This is a genomic window from Paraburkholderia sp. SEWSISQ10-3 4, from assembly GCF_030464785.1.
Taxonomy (GTDB): domain Bacteria; phylum Pseudomonadota; class Gammaproteobacteria; order Burkholderiales; family Burkholderiaceae; genus Paraburkholderia; species Paraburkholderia aspalathi.
Map to the genome: position 1 here is coordinate 20,432 of NZ_JALPRI010000008.1, position 20,566 is coordinate 40,997.

Genomic DNA, 20,566 nt, shown 5'->3' on the forward strand with positions numbered 1-20,566 from the left:
ACGGAAGCTTTCAATGTTCAAAACTGTAAGCGAGCGTGGCAAGCGCGCGGCGCGTAGCCATGGCGGCGCACGCTCAGTTCAGCTGATGGAGAAGACGATGACGAGTCTTTCGATGGCAAGACCAGGAGCTTTCGGCAAGACCGCATCCTGAATGCGGAACGCTGACGAAGCTTGCCGTCCGCAAGAAATATTCAGTAACCCGTAAGTAACAATGGATAGGAACGGCGAAAGATTTGACGCGCAAATGCGACGGACGGCAAACCTGAAGAACCAAAAAGCAGAAAGCCCTCACGAAGGAGGGCTTTCTGTTTTACTACCGTTTCCAGATATCATTGCAGCGATCTGTTCGGATCTCCAATTTGATTGGACATCCGAACTATCCTGTCACGCTGCAACCGGCAAACTTACGCGAAGTTCTTCGACGCGAATGCCCAGTTGACGATGTTCCAGTACGCTTCAACGAACTTCGGACGCGCATTGCGGTAGTCGATGTAGTACGCGTGTTCCCACACGTCGATCGTCAGCAGTGCCTTCGCATCCGTGGTCAGCGGCGTAGCTGCGTTGCTCGTCGACACCAGGTCGAGCGAACCGTCAGCCTTCTTCACCAGCCATGCCCAACCCGAGCCGAACGTGCCGACTGCGGTCTTGGCGAATTCTTCCTTGAACTTCTCGAACGAACCCCACTTGGCGTTGATCGCGTCAGCCAGTGCGCCGGTCGGTGCACCGCCACCTTGCGGCGACAGGCTGTTCCAGAAGAACGTGTGGTTCCACACCTGAGCGGCGTTGTTAAAGATGCCGCCCGATGCCTTCTTGACGATCTCTTCGAGCGACAGGTTCTCGAACTCCGTGCCCTTGATCAGATTGTTCAGGTTGGTCACATAGGTCTGGTGGTGCTTGCCGTAGTGATACTCGAGCGTCTCTTCCGACATGTTCGGAACGAGTGCGTTTTTTGCAAACGGCAGCGGCGGGAGCGTATGTTCCATGGTGCTTTCCTTGTGTCTGTATCTGTTGTGGGGGGAGTCTGCGGATAAGGCTTTAGAGCACTCGATTGTAGGCGAGTTGGAATAACCCCGCAAACCAACGGACTTTATGTCCGGCATCGGCGAACATGCCGCACACATAGCGTAATTAGTGCCTTCGCACGGCGTGTGCCCGGTCTCGGCGACGGTCAAAAATGCGCTTTGGCGCGCCATCGGCGAAGTGTCAGAAACCGTCGGTCAGGCGCGGTTGCACGTCGGCGAGGGCGATGTCCGCCGCCCCTTCCGCGAGGTGTACCGTAAGGCGCCGCCCCGGCTTCAGTGACGACGGCGCACGCACCGCGCGGCCGCTCTGCGCGTCGAGCACGGCAGCATAACCACGCTCCAGTGTGCGCTGCGGGCTCAGTACTTCGAGCCGGGCGGCCAGCGTGTCAATACGCGCGGACTGACGTTCATGCTGGCGTAACAATGCTGCGTCCAGGCGCTGCGAGAGCATGCCGAGCTTTGCCTGATGCGCGGCGAGATCCGGGCGCCAGCGCTGCCAGCGCATCTGCAGCAGAGAAAACCGCGCTCGGGCGTCGCGCACGGGACGCGCGCCCGCCGATGCCAGCCGCAAGCTCAATTGCTGCAAATGCGTGCGCTGCCGCGCAAGCCGCTCGGCCGGTGACACGAGCCGGCGTGCGAGCCAGTCGAGTTGTTGGGCGCGCCGCTCCATCATGCGGCCGAAGCCACGTGCGAGCGTCGCATGCCGATGATCGAGCTCGCGCAGCAACAGCACGCGCTGCGGGCTGACGAGTTCGGCGGCGCCGGTGGGCGTCGGTGCGCGCACGTCGGCGGCGAAGTCGGCGATCGTGAAATCGGTTTCGTGACCCACGCCGCTCACCACCGGGATCGCGCTTTCGGCGATCGCGCGCGCCAGCACTTCTTCGTTGAACGCCCACAGGTCTTCAATCGAGCCGCCGCCGCGGCACACGATCAGCACATCGACTTCGCGCCGCGCGCTGGCCGCATCGACCATCGCAGCTACTTTGGCGCTGGCGCCCACGCCCTGCACCGGCGCCGGATAGACGATCACCGGAATATGCGGGGCGCGGCGCGACAAGGTGGTCAGGACGTCACACAATGCGGCGGCCTGTAACGACGTCACGATACCGATCGCCCGCGGATGGGCCGGCAAGGCGCGTTTGCGTTCGGCGGCAAAGAGCCCCTCAGCTTCGAGTTGCGCCTTCAGCTTGAGAAAGGCTTCGTAAAGACGCCCCTGCCCCGTGCGGCGCACCGCTTCCACATTCAGTTGCAGCTCGCCGCGCGGCTCGTACATGGTCACCAGCGCTCGTACTTCGATGCGATCGCCTTCGCGCGGCGTGAACTCGGCGTATTGCGCACGACCGCGGAACATCACGCAGCGCATCTGCGCTTGCGCGTCCTTGATCGAGAAATACCAATGGCCGCTCGCGGCACGCGTGAAGTTCGACACTTCCCCGGACACCCAGACGAGCGGAAACGAGCGTTCGAGCATCGTGCCGATGGCACGATTGAGCGCGGAAACAGGGACGACAACTTCACCGCCGGGCGTAGCCGACGAGGCAAAAGGGCTTTCGGGATTCATGCGAGGAATATCGGTGACTGGCCGGACAGACGATAGACCGAGTGGCCATCGGCGTCCAGCACAGCAGACGAATTGTTAAAAGTGTCCACATGTCGGGAGCCGTTAGACGAATGCCGCCAGATCGCCCGCCAGGTCGCGTGAATTGGAAGCATGTCATTGATTTATATGGATTTTGCATCTCGTTAAAGAGAACGATTGCCGATACGGAGCGCTCGGCGCGGCCCTCTCAGCCTGTTGACTGGCAGGTTCTCCACAAAGTTATCCACAGGCTGTGGGCATCGTCCGGAACCGCCACTTGCCGCGCGGCGCGAGGTGCGTGACTTGCCGGGCGGGACGTGCGCGCGCTAGAGTGGCGGGTTCGACAGCATGTTGAAAGTCCGCCGCGCTCGCCATTACAGCCCATAGACTGCACACTGCGGGCACACCGCGCGAGCGCATCGGATATAGCCACTGTCTGACCTTTTCGCTTCACTTTTCGATTGTCCGGAGAACCGCGTTGATGCTTGCACCGCGTATTGCGCCTGGCGCTTCCATGCCGCCGTCCCGGCCCCTTTCGCCTGCTCTTGCGGCTTGCCGATGAGCGGACTGAGCGACCGTCTCGAAGCACGCCTCGCGCGCGAGTGGCAGCAGCGCGGACCGCTTGCGTGGGCGCTGACGCCCTTCGCGTGCGTGTTCGGCGCGATTGCCGCCGCGCGCCGCGCCGCTTTCTCGTTCGGCTGGCTGAAATCCGTGCGCATCGGCGTGCCGGTGGTGGTGGTCGGCAACGTTACCGTCGGCGGCACCGGCAAAACGCCAACCGTCATCGCCCTGGTCGAAGCCTTGCGCGCCGCCGGCTTTAAGCCCGGCGTGGTCTCGCGTGGCTATGGCGCGCGCGTCAAGGGACCGACGGCGGTTCTCGCGACGTCGGCGGCAAGCGTCGGCGGTGACGAGCCGCTGCTGATCGCGCGCCGCACCGGCGCGCCGGTGTGGGTCTGCCCGGATCGCGTCGCCGCCGCGCAGGCGCTGTGCGCCGCGCATCGCGAAGTCGATGTGATCGTCAGCGACGACGGCTTGCAGCACTACCGCCTCGAACGCGATGCCGAACTGGTGGTCTTCGATCACCGGCTCGGCGGCAATGGTTTTCTGCTGCCGGCCGGTCCGCTGCGCGAGCCGCTGTCGCGCCATCGCGATGCGACGCTGATCAACGACCCATATGCCCGCACGCTGCCCCCATGGCCGAACACGTTCGCGCTGCAACTTGCGCCCGCCGACGCCTGGCATCTCGACAATCCCGCTCTGCGCCGCCCGCTCGCGCAATTCAGCGGCGAGCGCGTGCTGGCCGCGGCCGGCATCGGCGCGCCGGAACGTTTTTTCGCGACGCTACGCGCGGCCGGCCTCACGCCCGCCACTCGCGCCTTGCCGGATCACTACGCGTTCGAACGCAATCCTTTTGCGGACGTCGACGCGGACGCCATCCTGATAACTGAAAAGGATGCGGTAAAATTAGGGTCCTGGCACGACGCGCGCATCTGGGTTGTCCCTGTCGAAGCCGCGCTCGATCATCGCCTCATTGCATTAGTTGTGGAGAAAGTCCGTGGACGCTCGCCTGCTTGAAATTCTCGTCTGCCCGATCTGCAAGGGCCCGCTCAGCTACGACCGTTCTGCGCAGGAACTGATCTGCAACGCGGACAAACTTGCCTACCCGATCCGCGACGGCATTCCCGTAATGCTGGTCGACGAAGCACGCCAGACCGTGGAAGGCACGCCGGTCGACCTGAATCCGGGCTCGGTGGCCTGAATCAGCTTTTGCCCGACGCGAGGCGGGTGCGGCGCGAGACCATTCAGCGCGCCGCGCGTGTCTGATCCGCAATCGCCGCATTTGCCGTCTTGTTGTCCGTCTTTCCCATCAGCGCCCGCCCTGCACTTGCGAGCGCTTTCTTCCGGTTTCATCGCCGCTCGTCCTTCCGATGACCAACGCTAACGCCACCACTCCCCCGTTCATCGCCGTCGTGCCGGCCCGGCTCGCTTCGACGCGTCTGCCCAACAAGCCGCTCGCCGACATCGGCGGCAAGCCGATGGTGGTGCGGGTCGCCGAACGCGCACGCGAATCGGGCGCGCAGCAGGTGCTGATCGCCTCCGACGCACAAGCGGTGCTGGATGTCGCCCGCGAGCACGGTTTCGAAGCCGTGCTGACGCGCGCCGATCATCCGTCGGGCACCGACCGCCTCGCGGAAGTGGCGGCGCAGTTCGGCTGGAGCGACGAAACGATCGTGGTGAACGTTCAGGGCGATGAGCCGCTGATCGACCCAGCCCTCGTGTGCGGCGTGGCGTCGCACCTGGCTTCGAGCCATGGTTGCGCGATCGCCACCGCCGGGCATCCAATCACCGACCCCGCGGAAATTTTCAATCCGAACGTCGTCAAGGTCGTGCTCGATGCGCGCGGCGTCGCGCTGTATTTCTCGCGCGCGCCGATTCCGTGGGCACGCGACGCGTATCAGCCGCATTGGCCCGACGTGGCGTCGATGCCCACGCCGCCGGCGCCCGCAGTCGTCCACCGGCATATCGGCCTGTACGCGTATCGCGCCGGATTCCTGCGCTCGTATCCGGGTCTCGCGATCTCGCCGATCGAGCAGGTCGAAGCGCTCGAACAACTGCGCGCGATGTGGCATGGTGAGCGCATCGCCGTGCTCGTCACGCAGAATGCGCCGCTGCCCGGCGTCGACACGCCCGCCGATCTCGCGCGCGTACAGGCTTTATTCGGGGCTTGAGCGGAAAAACCCATGGCATAATCGGACGGTTGTGCGCGCCTCCCTTTAAACGCGAGAGTCAGGGTTTGCCCGGTCGCACCGTTGTGGTCTTGCAGCGCCGTCGTGTTCGACGTGCTGCGCGAGACGCGAAACGGAAGCCGATGCGGGTCCCTCGACGAATCGCCGGATGGCTGCAGCGTCACCAAAGAATTCACACAGATCTGGAGATATCACATGCGTTTGATCCTTTTGGGTGCGCCCGGCGCGGGCAAGGGCACTCAGGCAAACTTCATCAAGGAAAAATTCGGCATTCCGCAAATTTCCACCGGTGACATGCTGCGCGCCGCCGTCAAGGCAGGCACGCCGCTCGGTCTTGAAGCCAAGCGTTTCATGGATGCCGGCGAACTGGTCACGGACGAGCTGATCATCAATCTGGTGAAGGAACGCCTGCAGCAGCCGGATTGCGCGAACGGTTATCTGTTCGACGGTTTTCCGCGCACCATTCCGCAAGCGGAAGCCATGAAGCAGGCAGGCGTCGCGATCGACTACGTGCTGGAAATCGACGTGCCGTTCGAAGAGATCATCGTGCGTATGAGCGGCCGCCGCTCGCACGCCGCGTCGGGCCGTACGTACCACGTCAAGTTCAACCCGCCGAAGGTTGAAGGGGTGGACGACGTGACAGGCGAACCGCTGATCCAGCGCGACGACGACAAGGAAGAAACGGTCAAGAAGCGCCTCGATGTGTACGTTGCGCAAACCAAGCCGCTGATCGAGTACTACAACAACTGGGCGCAAAACGGCGACCCGGCGACCTCGCTGACGGCACCGCAATATCGCCGCATTTCGGGCCTCGGCTCGGTCGACGAAATTCGCAACCGCGCGTTCGATGCGTTGAAGTAATCGCGCATCTGCGGTTGTCGCTCGAAAAACCCGCCCATTCCGGCGGGTTTTTTATTGCCCGCGGCGTGGCGTGGTGTTCGCGCCTCTCGGGTCTCCGCCGTCCGCCATGCCTCGCATTGATTAGCCATCCGTAGCAGTTCAGCGGCACTACGGGTTTTCGACCGCCAGAGGCCCCACCCGGCCGGCATCCCCCGCCGCTTCGCTTTCCGCATTGCAGCATAGCCGTTACAATCGATCATCGAAAAGATATTCGATCGAGACATTACTGAACTGAAGCAAAGGAGAAGACATGGAGATTCGTGACAACGTATTCCTGATCACCGGCGGTGCATCGGGTCTCGGCGCGGCCACGGCGCACCTTCTGGTCGAAAACGGCGGCAAGGTGGTGCTGGCCGATCTGAATCAGGATGCCGGTGAGGCGCTCGCGAAGGAACTCGGCGGTGTGTTCGTCAAGTGTGACGTGAGCCGCGAAGACGACGCCACGCAAGCGGTCGAAGCCGCCACGAAGCTCGGCACGCTGCGCGGCCTCGTCAATTGCGCGGGCGTTGCGCCCGCCATCAAGACGGTCGGCAAAGACGGCCCGCATCCGCTCGAGTCGTTCGCTCGCACCATCTCCATCAATCTGATCGGCACCTTTAATATGATCCGGCTCGCCGCCGCGGCCATGTCGAAGAACGAACCGAATGCGAATGGCGAGCGTGGCGTGATCATCAACACGGCATCGGTGGCCGCGTATGACGGCCAGATCGGCCAGGCCGCTTATGCTGCGTCCAAGGGCGGCGTGGTTGGCATGACGCTGCCGATCGCACGCGACCTGTCGCGCAACGCAATCCGCGTGATGACGATTGCCCCGGGCATCTTCGAAACCCCGATGCTGCTCGGCATGCCGCAGGAAGTGCAGGACGCGCTCGGCGCGATGGTGCCGTTCCCGCCGCGCCTCGGCAAGCCGGCCGAGTACGCAATGCTGGCCAAGCAGATCTTCGACAATCCGATGCTCAATGGCGAAGTGATTCGTCTGGACGGCGCGATCCGGATGCAACCGAAGTAATGATTTACCCGGCGCGGCGCTTTATGCTGCTGCGCTAACGAAAAACGCCTGCACCGCATGAATCATATGCGTCATGTGCAGGCGTTTTGTTTTTTTACCGGTAGGCCGGAAAGCGGCTCTTAGTCGCGATCGTCGTACTGGGTGCGTTGACGCAGTTCGTGCAGCTGCGACTCCACCACCGTCGCGTCCTCCGCATCCGGCCGATCGCCGAGATAGCGTTCGAGGTCTTCGAGCGCCGGGCGCAGATAATCGAGCCGCGCGTAGGCGAAACCGCGATCGCGCACTTCTTCGATACTGTCCGGCAGCAGAATCACGAGACGCTGCTGCACAGCCAGCAGACGCTGCCAGCGTTCCGTCTGAAGATACGTGGACTTCAGATTACGCAGCATGCGAGCGATGATCTCGCGGCGCGTGGCCGGCTGCAGCAAGATGCGCAGCGCCCTGCTCACCGACTCGCCCGCCGACGCCACATACGGCTCCAGCATGTCCACCATCTGCGATTCGGACAGCGAATGCCCGCTAGTCGGATCGAGCATCACGTCGCCATCCGGCGTGGTGACGCGCAACAGGAAGTGGCTCGGAAACGACACACCGCGCGCCGGGACGCCGATCTGCTCGGCCATCTCCAGATACAGCACCGCCAGCGAAATCGGAATGCCGCGGCGCCGCTTGAGCACCATATTCAGATGGCTGTTGTCGGGATCGTAATAATCGTTGAGGTTGCTGGCGAAACCCAGCTCGCGGAAGAAAAATCGGTTGAGAATGCCGACCTTCTGCCTGATGTCGGCATCGTCCGGCATGCGGCGCTGCAAACGCAAAACCAGCTCGTCGATCTCGGCCAGCGTGCCTTGCAAATCGAGATCGGGATAAGCGTCCTGCGCGAGCGAGAGCGCCGCCTCGGTCAGCGGCAGGCTGTCATCTTCGGCAACCAGCGTACTGAAATAGTCGAGAACTCGCGTCATCGTGATCACTTCACTCGCCTTTTGAAATACGCGTACTTGAAGCCCATCAGCCAAAGCATACCGAAATATAGCGCGGCGAACAGTACCAGGCACGCCCCCAGCAACACGATCCGGTCGACCGGCCGGTTATGCATGCCGATCCAGTCGAAGCTGATCGCAAGCCAATGCATCGTGCCGGCCAGCACCAGACAGGCGCCGAACAACTGCACGAAGAACTTCAACCAGCCGTTCGACGGCATGTAGATGCCGCGCTTGCGCAAGCCGAGGAACAGGAATAGCGCGTTGACGCAAGCGCCGAGCCCGACGCTCAGCGTGAGACCGGCATGCGCGAAGATCGGCACGAACAGATAGTTGCTCAATTGCGTGACGATCAGCACGCCGATGCCGATTTTCACCGGCGTCTTGATGTCCTGTTTCGCGTAGAAACCGGGCGCGAGGATCTTGATGAGAATCAGGCCGATCAGGCCGATGCCGTAGGCCGACAGCGCACGGCCAACCATGACCACCGAATTGCCGTCGAACTTGCCGTAGTGGAACAGCGTCGCGGTGAGCGGCTGGGCGAAGAAGAACAGCGCGACGGCGCTCGGGGCGGCCAGCAGAAAAGTGACGCGCAGCCCCCAGTCGAGCAGCGACGAATACTCATGTGGATCGGCGTCCACGTGCGCCTTCGAGAGGCTCGGCAGCAGGATCGTGCCGAGCGCGACGCCGAGCAGCGCGGTCGGAAACTCCATCAGCCGGTCGGCGTAATTGATCCAGGAGACGGCGCCCGGGCCGATGCGCGACGCAATATTGGTGTTGATGATCAGGCTGATCTGCGCGACCGACACGGCGAACATCGCCGGCACCATCTTCGACAGCACCCGCTTCACGCCACGGTGCGCGAGCGCCTTCAGCGGATTCAGGCCGATGCGCGGCAGCATGTCGATCTTCTTCAGACCGGGCAGTTGCACGACGAATTGCAGCACACCGCCGGCGATCACCGCCCAAGCGAGCGCGTAGACCGGCGTTTGCAGGCGCGGCGCGACAAACACTGCCGCGACGATGAAGGCGACGTTCAGCAGAACCGGCGCGAACGCGGGCAGTGAAAAGTTCTTGTACGTATTCAGCACGCCCGACGCCAGCGACGTCAGCGAGATGAAAATGATGTACGGGAACATGATGCGCGTCATCGTGACCGCTAGCGCATAGGCCTGGCCTTCATGCGCGAGCCCTGACGCGACGATGAACACCACGCCCGACGCCCCCACCACACCGATCAGCGAGAGAATCGCGAGCGCCCAGGCCAGCACGGTCGAGGTCGCGTCGACGAGCGCCTTGGTGGCGTCGTGTCCTTGCTGGTTCTTGAATTCGGCCAGAATCGGCACGAAGGCTTGCGAGAACGCACCTTCGGCGGAAATGCGGCGCAGCAGATTGGGAATGCGGAAGGCGACGTAAAACGCGTCAGTATATTGACTGGCGCCGAACGCGCGGGCGATCAGCGTTTCGCGGGCCAGTCCGGTCACGCGCGACAGCAGCGTGAAGCCGCTGACCGTCAGCAGGGCTCGGAATAGATTCATGGGGCGCTTATTATACGGGTGCCGCAGGTGCGGACGACGAGCCGGAACGCGAATCGGACCGATTTGCGCCGCAGACGTTCGGTCGAATGAGCGGACCGGGTTGTTTTTTGTTGCTTGCCGCAGGCTTCGCGAGCCACGCCCTCGCCGCCCGCTTACCCATTGCGACGGCGCCAAGACGTTCGTGAACCGCCGAAACTCGCCAAAACTAACAGAATCCCCGGCGATGGGCGCCGACCCGGCATATCAGAATTGGCGATTCCTCGTTGCCACGTGCCTGATTTTGTTGCTATAATCGCCGGTTTCGAAGCTCGCTCAATTTTCGGACGGGTTTTCGAGGAGGTTCGGGCACGCAGTAGGCAGGCGTCGCTCCAGCGGCGCGCAAGCCATATTTGAGGCGCCAATCAGCCTCGAAATACACCGGAACACGGGCCCGCCTTCGCGTAGGCCGATCGATTTTTCGAATTATTTCGACACTTTTGCGCTCTTGGGCAATCGCTTCCAAGAGTTCGATCTAAAAGCAGCACCTCACCACTTGAAGGTCAGGTACTGGAAACAGGAACAGGATAAGGAACCGTCATGGCTAACTCCGCACAAGCACGCAAGCGCGCCCGCCAGGCCGCCAAGGCAAACTCGCACAACTCGGCACTGCGCTCGAAGTTCCGCACGGCTATCAAGGCTGTCCGCAAGGCAATCGAAGCAGGCGACAAGGCTAAGGCCGTCGAGATCTTCCAGGCATCGTCGAAGACCATCGACATCATCGCCGACAAGAAAATCGTTCACAAGAACAAGGCAGCTCGTAACAAGAGCCGCCTGGCTGCAGCCCTCAAGGGTCTGCAAGCACCCGCAGCGCAGTAAATTCGGTCAGCCCGCTTCGGTGGGCTACCTCCTGTTTCCGCTGCTACAGAAAGGCTCGCTTCGGCGGGCTTTTTTGCTTGGTGCCGACGGAAACGGATATTGACTCACGCCTGCTCGCGAGTCAGTTGGCTGCACATCGAAGCCACCCGCCTTGAAGCCAATGCTTCAGGCGCAAAAAAAACCCGCCAATGGCGGGTTTTTCTTTTTGCCGATCCGGCCCGGCTAGCTCGCGTTAGATCACGTGCCTTTTCTCTTGCGGCGTAGCGTGCTCGAGTTGCAACTCGCAAGCCTCGGTCACGAGAAGGTCATTATCCTTCGCGAAGTTGAGAACGAAATCGAAGGCCATCGGCTCGATGTCGCGCAAGCGCGAATCGAGAATCACGCATTTGAGGTCACCGATCATGGTGGGCCGGACATACAACGAGTATTGCAGGTAAGCATTCGGGCCCCTGCCCCGTGGGCTGGGACCAAAGCACGCCATGACGCCTGCGAGCCGCTCCGACCAGTCACTCGGCCGAAACTTTTTTCCGGTCGACGTGATGCCCTGAATGAAATATTCGGTTGGAGCTGCTTCGGCCATGTAGGAATACCTGTGTGACTGCCCAGCGGGATGACGGCAAAACTGACTGCAAAGCGGCTTTGGGATGCCTGAACACGTTGGCCACGCCTGAATGGCGAGCTGCGCCGCCAGAAACCACGAAGGGCCAGATAAGCCGCCTCGGCGCTCATCTTGACGGCGCATCGCGACGAAACTTTCCGGAGTGCGCGAGCCGTGTCCCGCAAGCTTAATACCGGCCTGCTGGGCTTAGGGATAACCGGTAGATTATAGCGCAGCGGACCTTTTTCCGCAGCGCACACAAGCCTCGTTTGAACGTTGCGAAAGGCTTTCAGACAGCTTGCCTGGCCTTTTGGCCGACTCGTCAAACGGGGCGAAATCCTTTATGCTGCATTGAGTTACCACAAAAGACGGCGGCGCCGTCCGGCAATCCTGCCGGGTGAGACCGCCGTATTTGTTTCATGACCGCCAAGAAAATTCGCCACTACCTGCAGTTCAAGGATTTCTCGCTGGAAGACTACGAGTACGTGCTGGAACGCGCGCGCATTCTGAAACGCAAATTCAAGAACTACGAGACTTACCACCCGCTGCACGACCGCACGCTGGCGATGATCTTCGAGAAAAACTCGACGCGCACGCGCCTGTCGTTCGAAGCCGGCATCTTCCAGCTGGGCGGCCACGCCGTCTTCATGAGCACACGCGACACGCAGCTCGGGCGCGGCGAGCCGATCGAAGACGCCGCGCAAGTGATCTCGCGCATGGTCGACATCATCATGATCCGCACCTTCGGCCAGGACATTCTCACGCGCTTTGCCGAGAATTCGCGCGTGCCGGTGATCAATGGGCTGACCAACGAATATCACCCGTGCCAGGTGCTGGCGGACATCTTCACGTATTTCGAACATCGCGGTCCGATTCGCGACAAGACGGTCGCGTGGGTCGGCGATGCGAACAACATGCTGTACACGTGGATCGAAGCCGCCCAGATTCTCGGTTTCAAGCTGCGCCTGTCCACGCCGCCGGGCTACAAGCTCGACCACGCCATGGTCGCCGCCGAAAGTGCCCCGTTCTATCAGGAATTCGACGACCCGAACGAGGCCTGCACGGGCGCCGATCTGGTCACCACAGACGTGTGGACCAGCATGGGCTTCGAGGCAGAAAACGAAGCCCGCAAGAAAGCCTTTGCAGACTGGTGCGTCGACGCCGAAATGATGGCGCGCGCCAATTCTGACGCATTGTTCATGCACTGCCTGCCTGCCCACCGCGGCGAGGAAGTCAGCGCGGAAGTGATCGACGGCCCGCAAAGTGTCGTGTGGGACGAAGCGGAAAATCGTCTGCACGTGCAAAAGGCGTTGATGGAATACCTGCTGCTCGGCAAGCTGAATCACTAAGCGAGCCGGCTACGCAGCACCTGCGTGAAGCGTGACGGGGCCTTGAATACGAGGCAAGGCATCCACGTTTAACGCCACGCATCGAGCCGGCGTCCGCGAAAGCAAACGGAACCGGCTCACCCACCGCAGCACTCCAAAAACGCGGGCAAGCGGCGGTTTAGTGTCAAAATAGTGGTTTTCCGCGCTCCGGAACCGCCGGCGCGCCTTGTTTTCCAGCTTTCTCCAGCTACGAGTTCACCATGAGCGATATCAAGAAAGTCGTGCTCGCCTATTCGGGCGGCCTCGACACCTCCGTCATCCTGAAGTGGTTGCAGGACAATTACGACGCCGAAGTCGTCACGTTTACGGCCGACATCGGCCAGGGCGAAGAGCTGGAACCGGCGCGCAAGAAAGCCCTGCAACTCGGCATCAAGCAGGACAACATCTTCATCGAAGACCTGCGCGAAGAATTCGTGCGCGACTACGTGTTCCCGATGTTCCGCGCCAACACGATCTATGAAGGCGAATACCTGCTGGGCACGTCGATTGCACGTCCGCTGATTGCCAAGCGTCAGATCGAAATCGCCCGCGCCACCGGCGCGCAAGCGGTCTCGCACGGCGCAACCGGCAAGGGCAACGACCAGGTTCGTTTCGAACTCGGTTACTACGCCTTGGAACCGGGCATCAAGGTGATCGCACCGTGGCGCGAATGGGACCTGCTGTCGCGCGAAAAGCTGCTCGCGTACGCTGAAAAGGCCGGCATTCCGATCGAAATGAAGCACAAGCAAGGCGGCGCGCCGTATTCGATGGACGCGAACCTGCTGCACATCTCGTTCGAAGGCCGTCACCTGGAAGACCCGAAGGCCGAAGCCGAAGCCGATATGTGGCGTTGGACGGTGTCGCCGGAACAGGCGCCCGACCAGGCTGAATACCTCGACATCGAGTACGAGCACGGCGACCCGGTCGCGATCAACGGCAAGCGTCTGTCGCCGGCTGAAATGCTGACCGAGCTGAACCGTTTGGGTGGCAAGCACGGCATCGGCCGTCTGGACCTGGTCGAAAACCGTTACGTCGGCATGAAGTCGCGCGGCTGCTATGAAACGCCGGGCGGCACGATCATGCTGAAGGCGCACCGCGGCATCGAGTCGATCACGCTCGACCGCGAAGTGGCCCACCTGAAAGACGACCTGATGGCCCGTTACGCATCGCTGATTTACAACGGCTACTGGTGGAGCCCGGAGCGTCGCGCAATCCAGGTGCTGATCGACCATACGCAAGAGAAGGTCAACGGGTGGGTGCGTGTGAAGCTGTACAAGGGCAGCGTCTCGGTTGTCGCGCGCGATTCGAAGGAAACGCTGTTCGACAAGACGATCGCTACGTTCGACGACGACGGCGGTGCGTACAACCAGGCCGACGCTGGCGGGTTTATCAAGCTGAACGCGTTGCGTATGCGGATTGCGGAGAACGCGCGTCGTCAGCGCGACTGAGGACGTGCGTTTCGGTGAAGGTTAACTTCGCGTTAGCGAAGTTAAGCGCCGAAAAGCGCAGCCTAAGCCGAAGCTCAGATGCAAAAAGGCGCCGGGAGGAAGCTCCCGGCGCCTTTTTCATTGCTGCATGCCACTCACGCAATCACAAGCAAACCGGCTCCGCTTCCAGTTCAACTCCAAATCGCGCCAGCACATCGCGCTGAACCGCCTTTGCGAGCGCCAACACTTCGGCCCCGCTCGCCCCGCCACGATTGACCAGCACCAGCGCCTGCCGTTCATGCACGGCCGCTGCACCCATCGTGCGGCCTTTCCAGCCACATCGATCGATCAACCATCCCGCCGCGAGCTTCACCCGGCCGTCCGGCTGCGGGTAAGACACGAGCTCAGGTTCCTTGATCTTCAGCGCTTCGAACTGCGTGGCCTCGACGACCGGATTCTTGAAGAAACTCCCGGCGTTGCCCAGCTGAAGCGGATCGGGCAGCTTGGCGCGCCGCACCGCGACTACCGCGTCGAATATCGCCTGCGCACTCGGCTCGGCGGCATCGGCATGACCACCGGCAGCCAGTTCCCGCGCGATATCCGCATAGCCGGCGCGCGGCTGCCAAACCTTCGGCAAACGGAAAGTGACCGACGTGATGACAAACCGGTCGCGCCCTTCCCGCTTGAAAAAACTGTCGCGGTAACCGAATCGGCACGCCTTTGCATCGAGCTCGACGACGGCGCCCGTTTCGAGCTCAATCGCCCGCAGCGACGCAAATCGCTCGCACATCTCCAGCCCATATGCGCCGATGTTCTGAATCGGCGCTGCGCCCACCGTGCCCGGAATCAGCGCAAGGTTCTCCAGCCCAGGCAGCCCTTGCGTCAAAGTCCACGCGACAAAGTCATGCCATGGCTCGCCGGCTGCCGCCTCGACGTACCATGCATCATCGTCCTCGCGCACGACGCGGCGGCCTTGCAGCGCCACCAGCAGCACCAGTCCGGCGAAGTCGCCCGTCAGCACGACATTGCTGCCGCCGCCCAGCACCAGCCGCGGCAAGCCGGCAGCACGCGGATCGCGCACGGCAGTCATCAGTTGCGCTTCGTGTTCGATCCGGCACGCAAACTGCGCGCGAACATCGAAACCGAAGGTGTTATGCGCCTTCAGCGGATAGCCGGCAATGAACGCGGCGGAGTCGGATCGGGACATCGGAATGAGAAGAATGGAACGGCCAGCTAAACGACATCGGGCCCCGGCCGCACGACAATGCACGGCGGCCTTAGGCAAAAGGGAGTGGCGTCGGTAAAATGACGTCCGGTCCGTGATTATAGCGAGTGCCTCGTGAGCAGCCGACCGGCCGCGCCACGCACCGCAGCACTATTGGGAGAAAACAATGCCATCGTTTGACGTCGTCTGCGAAGCAGACATGATCGAAGTCAAGAACGCGATCGAGCAGTCCAACAAGGAAATTTCAACCCGCTTCGACTTCAAAGGGTCGGACGCGCGCGTCGAGCACAAGGAAAGCGAAATCACCGCCTACGCCGACGACGACTTCAAGCTCGGTCAGGTGAAAGACGTCCTGCTGTCGAAAATGGCCAAGCGCAATGTGGACGTGCGCTTCCTCGACTACGGCAAGATCGAGAAGATCGGCGGCGACAAGGTCAAGCAGATCATCAAGATCAAGAAAGGGGTATCCGGCGATCTGTCGAAGAAAATCGTGCGTCTCGTGAAGGACAGCAAGATCAAGGTCCAGGCGAGCATTCAGGGCGACGCGGTGCGTATCACCGGCGGCAAGCGCGACGATCTGCAAAGCGTGATCGCGATGCTGCGCAAGGACGTGACTGACACGCCGCTCGACTTCAATAACTTCCGCGACTGAACGCGCGTCGCGCTCAAGGCCGAGCGCGTGTTGCCCCTCGGCAATGGGCGTGCGTTGAGGCTCGGCAACGGGACGCGTCGACACTCGGCACCCGACTCAGCACCCGCACGGATTGCATGCGCTCAGCACATGACCCATGCGCGTTCAGCTCGTACTTCGTGAAGGCACTCAGGCACGCCGGCTAACACCCGGCCGTACCCCGCCCACGCTCAAGGTTCGTTACCACCCGCCGCGCTACGCCGCTGCGTCAGGTTTCTTCTTCGCGCCGATGCGGCTTTCCTGGCCGCGCATCAACTTGGCGATGTTGCCGCGGTGGCGCCAGACCAGCAGCGAACTCATCACGACAATCGCCAGCGCGATGATATGCGGCCCGAACAGAAAGCCGTCGAAGATCGGTGCGAACACCGCCGCGGCCAGTGCCGCCAGCGAAGAATAGCGCGTGAAGAACGCCACGATCAGCCAGGTAAGCAAGGTGGCCGCGCCAAGGATCGGGTTGATCGCGAGCAGCACGCCCGCCGCGGTCGCCACGCCCTTGCCGCCCTTGAAGCGGAAGAAGATCGGGTACAGATGGCCGAGAAACACAGCAATGGATGCAATCGCGACCGACGTATCGTCGAGGCCGTAACGCGCGCCGAAGTGCACCACGAACCACACCGGCAGCCATCCTTTAAACGCGTCGCCGATCAGGGTGAGAATCGCGGCCTTTTTGCTGCCGCTGCGCAGCACGTTGGTGGCGCCCGGGTTGCCCGAGCCGTACGAGCGCGGGTCGTCCAGCCCCATGGCGGCGCTCACGATCACGGCAAACGACACCGAGCCGATCAGGTAGGCAACGACAGCAACGATCAGGTTTTGCATCTGGGACTCTTATAAGGATCGGCGGTCTGAAACTCGACACCCCAACCGCAACAGGGAACAAGGCGGCGCACATTCTACCGAACCCACCCGCCCGGAAAACATTGAGACAAACGTCAATCGACGCTCGCGCACTGAACCGGCTTCGCCGCCAGCAAACCGGTCAAAATCGTGGGCTCGATGCTGACCAGAAAACCGCGCCGTCCGCCGTTCAACCAGATCTTGTCCATCTCGAGGATGCTCGACTCGACATACACCGGCATCTGCTTCTTCGTACCGAACGGCGATGTACCGCCGATCAGATAGCCGGAATGCCGGTTCGCCACCTCGGGTTTGCATGGCTCGACGCGTTTCACACCGATCTGTCGCGCCAGATTCTTGGTGCTGACGGTGCGGTCGCCGTGCATCAGTACGATCAGCGGCTTGGCGTGCTCGTCTTCCATCACCAGCGTCTTCACGACATGATGTTCGTCCACGCCGAGCTGGCGCGCCGATTCCTCGGTGCCGCCGTGCTCCACGTAATCATAAGGATGTTCGCCGAAAGTGACGCCGTGACGGCGCAGAAACTGCGTCGCGGGTGTTTCGGAAACGTGTCTGGATTTGCTCATCGGCGCATTGTAATGGCGAGTTTGCGCAACGGCTATTTGCCGAACGGCCAATTGTGCGGGATCGGCGATTGTGGCACGATCGTTCGCAAATCTTCCGGCACACTGTATGCCGGGCACTGAATACGTTTAGCGACTATGCAGAGCTCGAACTCTGGTCGACCGCTTTGCATGGGACCAGAGTAAGGCGCTAAAGCGCCAACTCTGGTCGACACAGGAGACAGCATTGAGCCTCGATTCATCCACCCGTTCCACGATCGACATTCCCGCGCTGCTGGCCGCCCTGCCCACGCGTATTGCCGACATTCCGGCGCTCGCGGCCGCGCGCGACCCGCAACACGTCGCCCTGATCGAGGATGCGCGCCGCCTCACCAGCGCGCAGCTTCTGGAAGCCGTCAATGCCACCGCCGCGCAGTTGCGCGAATGGGGCGTGCGTGGCGGCGATCGCGTGATGATCGTGGCCGAGAACAGCATCGTGCAGATCGTGCTCCTGTTCGCCACCGCGCAACTCGACGCGTGGGCGCTGGTGTCGAATGCCCGTCTGTCCGCCGCCGAACTCGACGCGATCCGGGCGCACGCGCAGCCTCGCTTGGTCGCGTACGCGGTCGAAAGCTCCGTGGATGCCCAACAGCATGCGCAGCGGCACCAAGCCACTACAGCGCCTGCCATCACGCCGGATATCGGCGCCTGGTCGTACACGATCGACGCCGACGCGAAAGCCGAGCCGGTCGAAGCCGCGAATGACCGTCAATGCGCCGCGCTGATCTACACCACGGGAACCACGGGCGCGCCGAAAGGCGTGATGCTGTCCCACCGCAATCTGCTCTTCATCGCAGCCGTCTCGAGCCGTTTGCGCAATGTCGGTCCGGACGACGTCGTGTACGCCGTTCTGCCGATCTCGCACGTGTACGGCTTTGCGTCGGTCTGCCTCGGCAGCCTGCACGCCGGCGCGACCTTGCGCCTCGCTCCGCGTTTCGCACCGGAAGCGGTGCGGCGGGCGCTCGCCGACGAGCGCGTGTCGATCTTTCAGGGCGTCCCGGCCATGCACGCGAAACTGCTCGAACATTTGCAGACGCACAGCCACGCGTGGTCCGCGCCGCGTCTGCGCTTTGCCTATTCGGGCGGCTCACCGCTCGACTCCGCGCTCAAGGCGCACGTCGAAAGCGTCTACGGCCTTCCGCTGCACAACGGCTATGGCATGACCGAGAGCAGTCCGACCGTCTCTCACACCATGCTCGATGCGCCGCGCAGCGATTGCTCAGTCGGCGAGGTCATCCCTGGCGTCGACGTGCGGTTCGTCGGACTCGACGGCGTGGATGCCGCGCCGGGAGAAATCGGTGAACTGTGGGTACGAGGCCCGAACGTGATGCTGGGTTACTACCGCAGCCCGGAGCAGACCCACGCCGTCGTTACCGAAGACGGCTGGCTCAAGACCGGCGACCTCGCGCGGCAGGACGCGGACGGCGCATTGCATATCGTCGGGCGCAGCAAGGAGCTGATCATCCGCTCGGGCTTCAATGTGTATCCAGCGGAAGTCGAGCACGTGTTGAACGCGCATCCGCAGGTGGTGCAGTCGGCGGTGATCGGGCGCGCGGTGGAGGGTAACGAGGAAGTGGTCGCGTTCGTCGAATTGATCGCGGGCGCGACGGTGACGCCGGCTGAACTGATCGCGTGGTGCGGCGAGCGTCTCGCGCCATACAAGCGCCCTGCCGAAGTGAAGGTGCTCGCCGCGCTGCCGGCCGCGTCGACCGGCAAGATTCTCAAGCACCGGCTTCGCGAATTCGTCTAACGCGCCTCACCCGCGCGGATGATGCTGCGCATGCAGCGACTTCAAGCGTTCGCGGGCCACGTGCGTATAGATTTGCGTGGTCGAGATATCCGTATGACCGAGTAGCAACTGAACGACGCGCAAATCGGCACCATGGTTCAGCAGATGCGTCGCAAACGCGTGCCGCAACGTATGCGGCGAGAGCGGCGCGCGCACGTCGGCCGCCGCCGCGTGACGCTTGATGATGTTCCAGAACTGCTGGCGGGTCATGCCCTCCGCGCGGCTCGTGACGAACAGCGCATCCGTCGCGCGCGCACCGAGCAAAGCCGGACGCGCTTCGCGCAGATAACGTTCGATCCAGCCGTGCGCCTCTTCGCCGAACGGAATCAGGCGCTCTTTCGAACCCTTGCCCATCACGCGCACTACGCCTTCGTTCAGGCCCACTTCCACCGTCTTCAGCGTGACGAGTTCGGTGACACGCAAGCCGCTTGCGTACATCAATTCCAGCATGGTGCGATCGCGCAGGCCCAAGGGCGTGTCGATATCCGGCGCACCTAGGAGCGCCTCGACTTGCGCTTCGCTGAGTGTCGACGGAAAACGCGGCGGTTGCTTGGCTGAACGGATACGCACCGTCGGATCGGCCTTTGCGCGATGCTCGCGCACGGCCCAGCCGTAATAGCGGCGAAACACCGAGAGCCGCCGGTTCGCCGAAGTGGATTTGTCTTTCTGACGAGCCGCGCTGTAGGCGTTGAGATCGGCCTCGCTGGCGGTGTCGAGCGACGTGTTGCGGGTTTGCGCGAGCCATTCGCAGAACAGCCGCAGATCGCGCCGGTATGCATCGAGCGTGTTGCGCGACAAGCCGTGCTCGAGCCACAACGCGTCGCAGAAGGCGTCGATCGAGGCCGAGCTCGATACAAACAAAGGTGACGCGATGGGCGCGTCGTCAGCCACGGTGTCGCTCATGCGTAGGGAATGCCTTCATGCGCCAGAAGCCAGCGCTTGACGTTGCGAAAGAAGCCATCTCCGGCGTGATGCGCGAATCCGCCGATGCCGCTCGCACTAACCACCCGATGACACGGAATCACGATCGGAAAGTAATTGGAACCACACGCCTGGCCGACCGCGCGCGGCACACTGCCTAGCTGCCGTGCAAGTTGCCCGTAGCTCAACACGACGCCCGGCGGGATGTCGCTGATCGCTTGCCACACGCGCCGCTGAAACGGGGTGCCGACCGCTGCCAGCGGCAATTCGAACTTCGCGGACGCCCGCTCGAAATATTGCTCGATCTGCTCGACGGCCTGCTTTGCCAGAGGCGTGTCCGGCGTCACGCTCTGCACCGACTCCGGCAGATAGACGATCTCACGTACGGCCTCGCCTTCGAGGCGGATGCCGACCTTGCCGAACGGTGCATCGATCACTGCATTGAACATGGTTGCTTGCCT

At 62.3% G+C, this 20,566-nt stretch carries 21 protein-coding genes; 11 read left to right on the top strand and 10 right to left on the bottom strand.

Annotated features, from left to right (window positions below):
• Window positions 1-13 precede the first annotated feature (13 nt).
• Window positions 14-151 carry a hypothetical protein gene (locus M0D68_RS17540; RefSeq protein WP_200618251.1) on the top strand — a complete coding sequence of 46 codons (138 nt, stop codon included), beginning with the start codon at window positions 14-16 and terminating at the stop codon, window positions 149-151.
• Window positions 152-404: 253 nt separating this feature from the next.
• Here the strand turns inward: M0D68_RS17540 and M0D68_RS17545 are convergent, their stop codons facing one another.
• Window positions 405-983 carry a superoxide dismutase gene (locus tag M0D68_RS17545; RefSeq protein WP_054034297.1) on the bottom strand — a complete coding sequence of 193 codons (579 nt, stop codon included), beginning with the start codon at window positions 981-983 and terminating at the stop codon, window positions 405-407.
• Between the two features lie 220 nt (window positions 984-1,203).
• Window positions 1,204-2,583, bottom strand: a complete 1,380-nt coding sequence (xseA, locus tag M0D68_RS17550; RefSeq protein WP_200618250.1) for an exodeoxyribonuclease VII large subunit — start codon at window positions 2,581-2,583, stop codon at window positions 1,204-1,206.
• Window positions 2,584-3,159: 576 nt separating this feature from the next.
• Between xseA and lpxK the strand changes: the two genes are divergently transcribed.
• The 5 genes from lpxK (at window position 3,160) to M0D68_RS17575 (ending at window position 7,257) form a co-directional block, all read left to right on the top strand.
• The gene (gene lpxK, locus M0D68_RS17555) at window positions 3,160-4,176 is read left to right on the top strand and encodes a tetraacyldisaccharide 4'-kinase (protein WP_200618249.1); all 1,017 of its coding nucleotides are present in this window, start codon (window positions 3,160-3,162) and stop codon (window positions 4,174-4,176) included.
• Complete coding sequence (locus M0D68_RS17560) at window positions 4,157-4,360, top strand: Trm112 family protein (RefSeq protein ID WP_006050060.1); 204 nt, start codon at window positions 4,157-4,159, stop codon at window positions 4,358-4,360. Before lpxK ends, M0D68_RS17560 begins: the two co-directional genes overlap by 20 nt.
• A gap of 169 nt (window positions 4,361-4,529) precedes the next feature.
• The gene (kdsB, locus tag M0D68_RS17565) at window positions 4,530-5,330 is read left to right on the top strand and encodes a 3-deoxy-manno-octulosonate cytidylyltransferase (RefSeq protein ID WP_200618248.1); all 801 of its coding nucleotides are present in this window, start codon (window positions 4,530-4,532) and stop codon (window positions 5,328-5,330) included.
• 213 nt (window positions 5,331-5,543) lie between these two features.
• A complete protein-coding gene (adk, locus tag M0D68_RS17570; RefSeq protein ID WP_054034304.1) occupies window positions 5,544-6,209 on the top strand; it encodes an adenylate kinase in 666 nt (221 codons plus the stop codon).
• 289 nt (window positions 6,210-6,498) lie between these two features.
• On the top strand, window positions 6,499-7,257 hold the full coding sequence (locus tag M0D68_RS17575) for a 3-hydroxyacyl-CoA dehydrogenase (protein WP_093635714.1): 759 nt from the start codon (window positions 6,499-6,501) through the stop codon (window positions 7,255-7,257).
• A gap of 119 nt (window positions 7,258-7,376) precedes the next feature.
• Here the strand turns inward: M0D68_RS17575 and M0D68_RS17580 are convergent, their stop codons facing one another.
• Both M0D68_RS17580 and murJ read right to left on the bottom strand, forming a co-directional pair.
• Window positions 7,377-8,219, bottom strand: coding sequence for a SirB1 family protein (locus M0D68_RS17580; protein ID WP_200618247.1), 843 nt, complete (start codon window positions 8,217-8,219; stop codon window positions 7,377-7,379).
• Between the two features lie 5 nt (window positions 8,220-8,224).
• Window positions 8,225-9,775, bottom strand: coding sequence for a murein biosynthesis integral membrane protein MurJ (gene murJ, locus M0D68_RS17585; RefSeq protein ID WP_093635712.1), 1,551 nt, complete (start codon window positions 9,773-9,775; stop codon window positions 8,225-8,227).
• Between the two features lie 576 nt (window positions 9,776-10,351).
• Between murJ and rpsT the strand changes: the two genes are divergently transcribed.
• Window positions 10,352-10,630, top strand: coding sequence for a 30S ribosomal protein S20 (gene rpsT / locus M0D68_RS17590; protein WP_054034306.1), 279 nt, complete (start codon window positions 10,352-10,354; stop codon window positions 10,628-10,630).
• 232 nt (window positions 10,631-10,862) lie between these two features.
• On the opposite strand, the gene M0D68_RS17595 is transcribed toward rpsT, so the two are convergent.
• Window positions 10,863-11,210, bottom strand: a complete 348-nt coding sequence (locus M0D68_RS17595) for a DUF3579 domain-containing protein (RefSeq protein ID WP_054034308.1) — start codon at window positions 11,208-11,210, stop codon at window positions 10,863-10,865.
• Window positions 11,211-11,647: 437 nt separating this feature from the next.
• Between M0D68_RS17595 and argF the strand changes: the two genes are divergently transcribed.
• A complete protein-coding gene (gene argF / locus M0D68_RS17600; RefSeq protein ID WP_054034310.1) occupies window positions 11,648-12,577 on the top strand; it encodes an ornithine carbamoyltransferase in 930 nt (309 codons plus the stop codon).
• A 239-nt stretch (window positions 12,578-12,816) separates the two neighbouring features.
• Window positions 12,817-14,043, top strand: coding sequence for an argininosuccinate synthase (locus M0D68_RS17605; RefSeq protein ID WP_054034311.1), 1,227 nt, complete (start codon window positions 12,817-12,819; stop codon window positions 14,041-14,043).
• A gap of 142 nt (window positions 14,044-14,185) precedes the next feature.
• On the opposite strand, the gene murB is transcribed toward M0D68_RS17605, so the two are convergent.
• Window positions 14,186-15,229: a UDP-N-acetylmuramate dehydrogenase gene (murB, locus tag M0D68_RS17610; protein ID WP_200618246.1), complete on the bottom strand. Its 1,044-nt coding sequence runs from the start codon at window positions 15,227-15,229 to the stop codon at window positions 14,186-14,188.
• Window positions 15,230-15,413: 184 nt separating this feature from the next.
• On the opposite strand from murB, the gene M0D68_RS17615 reads away from it, so the two are divergent.
• Window positions 15,414-15,899, top strand: a complete 486-nt coding sequence (locus M0D68_RS17615; RefSeq protein ID WP_054034313.1) for a YajQ family cyclic di-GMP-binding protein — start codon at window positions 15,414-15,416, stop codon at window positions 15,897-15,899.
• Window positions 15,900-16,133: 234 nt separating this feature from the next.
• On the opposite strand, the gene plsY is transcribed toward M0D68_RS17615, so the two are convergent.
• Together plsY and ybaK are read right to left on the bottom strand one after the other, a co-directional pair.
• Entirely contained in the window at window positions 16,134-16,754 is a 621-nt protein-coding gene (gene plsY / locus M0D68_RS17620; protein WP_200618245.1) for a glycerol-3-phosphate 1-O-acyltransferase PlsY, read from the bottom strand.
• A 113-nt stretch (window positions 16,755-16,867) separates the two neighbouring features.
• Window positions 16,868-17,359 (bottom strand): Cys-tRNA(Pro) deacylase, encoded by a 492-nt coding sequence (ybaK, locus tag M0D68_RS17625; protein ID WP_200618244.1) that lies wholly within the window; start codon window positions 17,357-17,359, stop codon window positions 16,868-16,870.
• A gap of 223 nt (window positions 17,360-17,582) precedes the next feature.
• Between ybaK and M0D68_RS17630 the strand changes: the two genes are divergently transcribed.
• Window positions 17,583-19,145 (top strand): class I adenylate-forming enzyme family protein, encoded by a 1,563-nt coding sequence (locus tag M0D68_RS17630; RefSeq protein ID WP_200618243.1) that lies wholly within the window; start codon window positions 17,583-17,585, stop codon window positions 19,143-19,145.
• A gap of 6 nt (window positions 19,146-19,151) precedes the next feature.
• Here M0D68_RS17630 and xerD read toward each other — a convergent pair whose 3' ends face one another.
• The gene (gene xerD, locus M0D68_RS17635) at window positions 19,152-20,087 is read right to left on the bottom strand and encodes a site-specific tyrosine recombinase XerD (protein WP_054034319.1); all 936 of its coding nucleotides are present in this window, start codon (window positions 20,085-20,087) and stop codon (window positions 19,152-19,154) included.
• On the bottom strand, window positions 20,084-20,554 hold the full coding sequence (locus M0D68_RS17640; protein WP_200618262.1) for a methylated-DNA--[protein]-cysteine S-methyltransferase: 471 nt from the start codon (window positions 20,552-20,554) through the stop codon (window positions 20,084-20,086). The genes xerD and M0D68_RS17640 overlap by 4 nt, the downstream gene beginning before the upstream one ends.
• Window positions 20,555-20,566: the final 12 nt, after the last annotated feature.

Coding starts and splice junctions, on each gene's coding strand:
- M0D68_RS17540 (WP_200618251.1), top strand. CDS start 14: ATGTTCAAAACTGTAAGCGAGCGTGGCAAGCGCGCGGCGCGTAGCCAT.
- M0D68_RS17545 (WP_054034297.1), bottom strand. CDS start 983: ATGGAACATACGCTCCCGCCGCTGCCGTTTGCAAAAAACGCACTCGTT.
- xseA (WP_200618250.1), bottom strand. CDS start 2,583: ATGAATCCCGAAAGCCCTTTTGCCTCGTCGGCTACGCCCGGCGGTGAA.
- lpxK (WP_200618249.1), top strand. CDS start 3,160: ATGAGCGGACTGAGCGACCGTCTCGAAGCACGCCTCGCGCGCGAGTGG.
- kdsB (WP_200618248.1), top strand. CDS start 4,530: ATGACCAACGCTAACGCCACCACTCCCCCGTTCATCGCCGTCGTGCCG.
- adk (WP_054034304.1), top strand. CDS start 5,544: ATGCGTTTGATCCTTTTGGGTGCGCCCGGCGCGGGCAAGGGCACTCAG.
- M0D68_RS17575 (WP_093635714.1), top strand. CDS start 6,499: ATGGAGATTCGTGACAACGTATTCCTGATCACCGGCGGTGCATCGGGT.
- M0D68_RS17580 (WP_200618247.1), bottom strand. CDS start 8,219: ATGACGCGAGTTCTCGACTATTTCAGTACGCTGGTTGCCGAAGATGAC.
- murJ (WP_093635712.1), bottom strand. CDS start 9,775: ATGAATCTATTCCGAGCCCTGCTGACGGTCAGCGGCTTCACGCTGCTG.
- rpsT (WP_054034306.1), top strand. CDS start 10,352: ATGGCTAACTCCGCACAAGCACGCAAGCGCGCCCGCCAGGCCGCCAAG.
- M0D68_RS17595 (WP_054034308.1), bottom strand. CDS start 11,210: ATGGCCGAAGCAGCTCCAACCGAATATTTCATTCAGGGCATCACGTCG.
- argF (WP_054034310.1), top strand. CDS start 11,648: ATGACCGCCAAGAAAATTCGCCACTACCTGCAGTTCAAGGATTTCTCG.
- M0D68_RS17605 (WP_054034311.1), top strand. CDS start 12,817: ATGAGCGATATCAAGAAAGTCGTGCTCGCCTATTCGGGCGGCCTCGAC.
- murB (WP_200618246.1), bottom strand. CDS start 15,229: ATGTCCCGATCCGACTCCGCCGCGTTCATTGCCGGCTATCCGCTGAAG.
- M0D68_RS17615 (WP_054034313.1), top strand. CDS start 15,414: ATGCCATCGTTTGACGTCGTCTGCGAAGCAGACATGATCGAAGTCAAG.
- plsY (WP_200618245.1), bottom strand. CDS start 16,754: ATGCAAAACCTGATCGTTGCTGTCGTTGCCTACCTGATCGGCTCGGTG.
- ybaK (WP_200618244.1), bottom strand. CDS start 17,359: ATGAGCAAATCCAGACACGTTTCCGAAACACCCGCGACGCAGTTTCTG.
- xerD (WP_054034319.1), bottom strand. CDS start 20,087: ATGAGCGACACCGTGGCTGACGACGCGCCCATCGCGTCACCTTTGTTT.
- M0D68_RS17640 (WP_200618262.1), bottom strand. CDS start 20,554: ATGTTCAATGCAGTGATCGATGCACCGTTCGGCAAGGTCGGCATCCGC.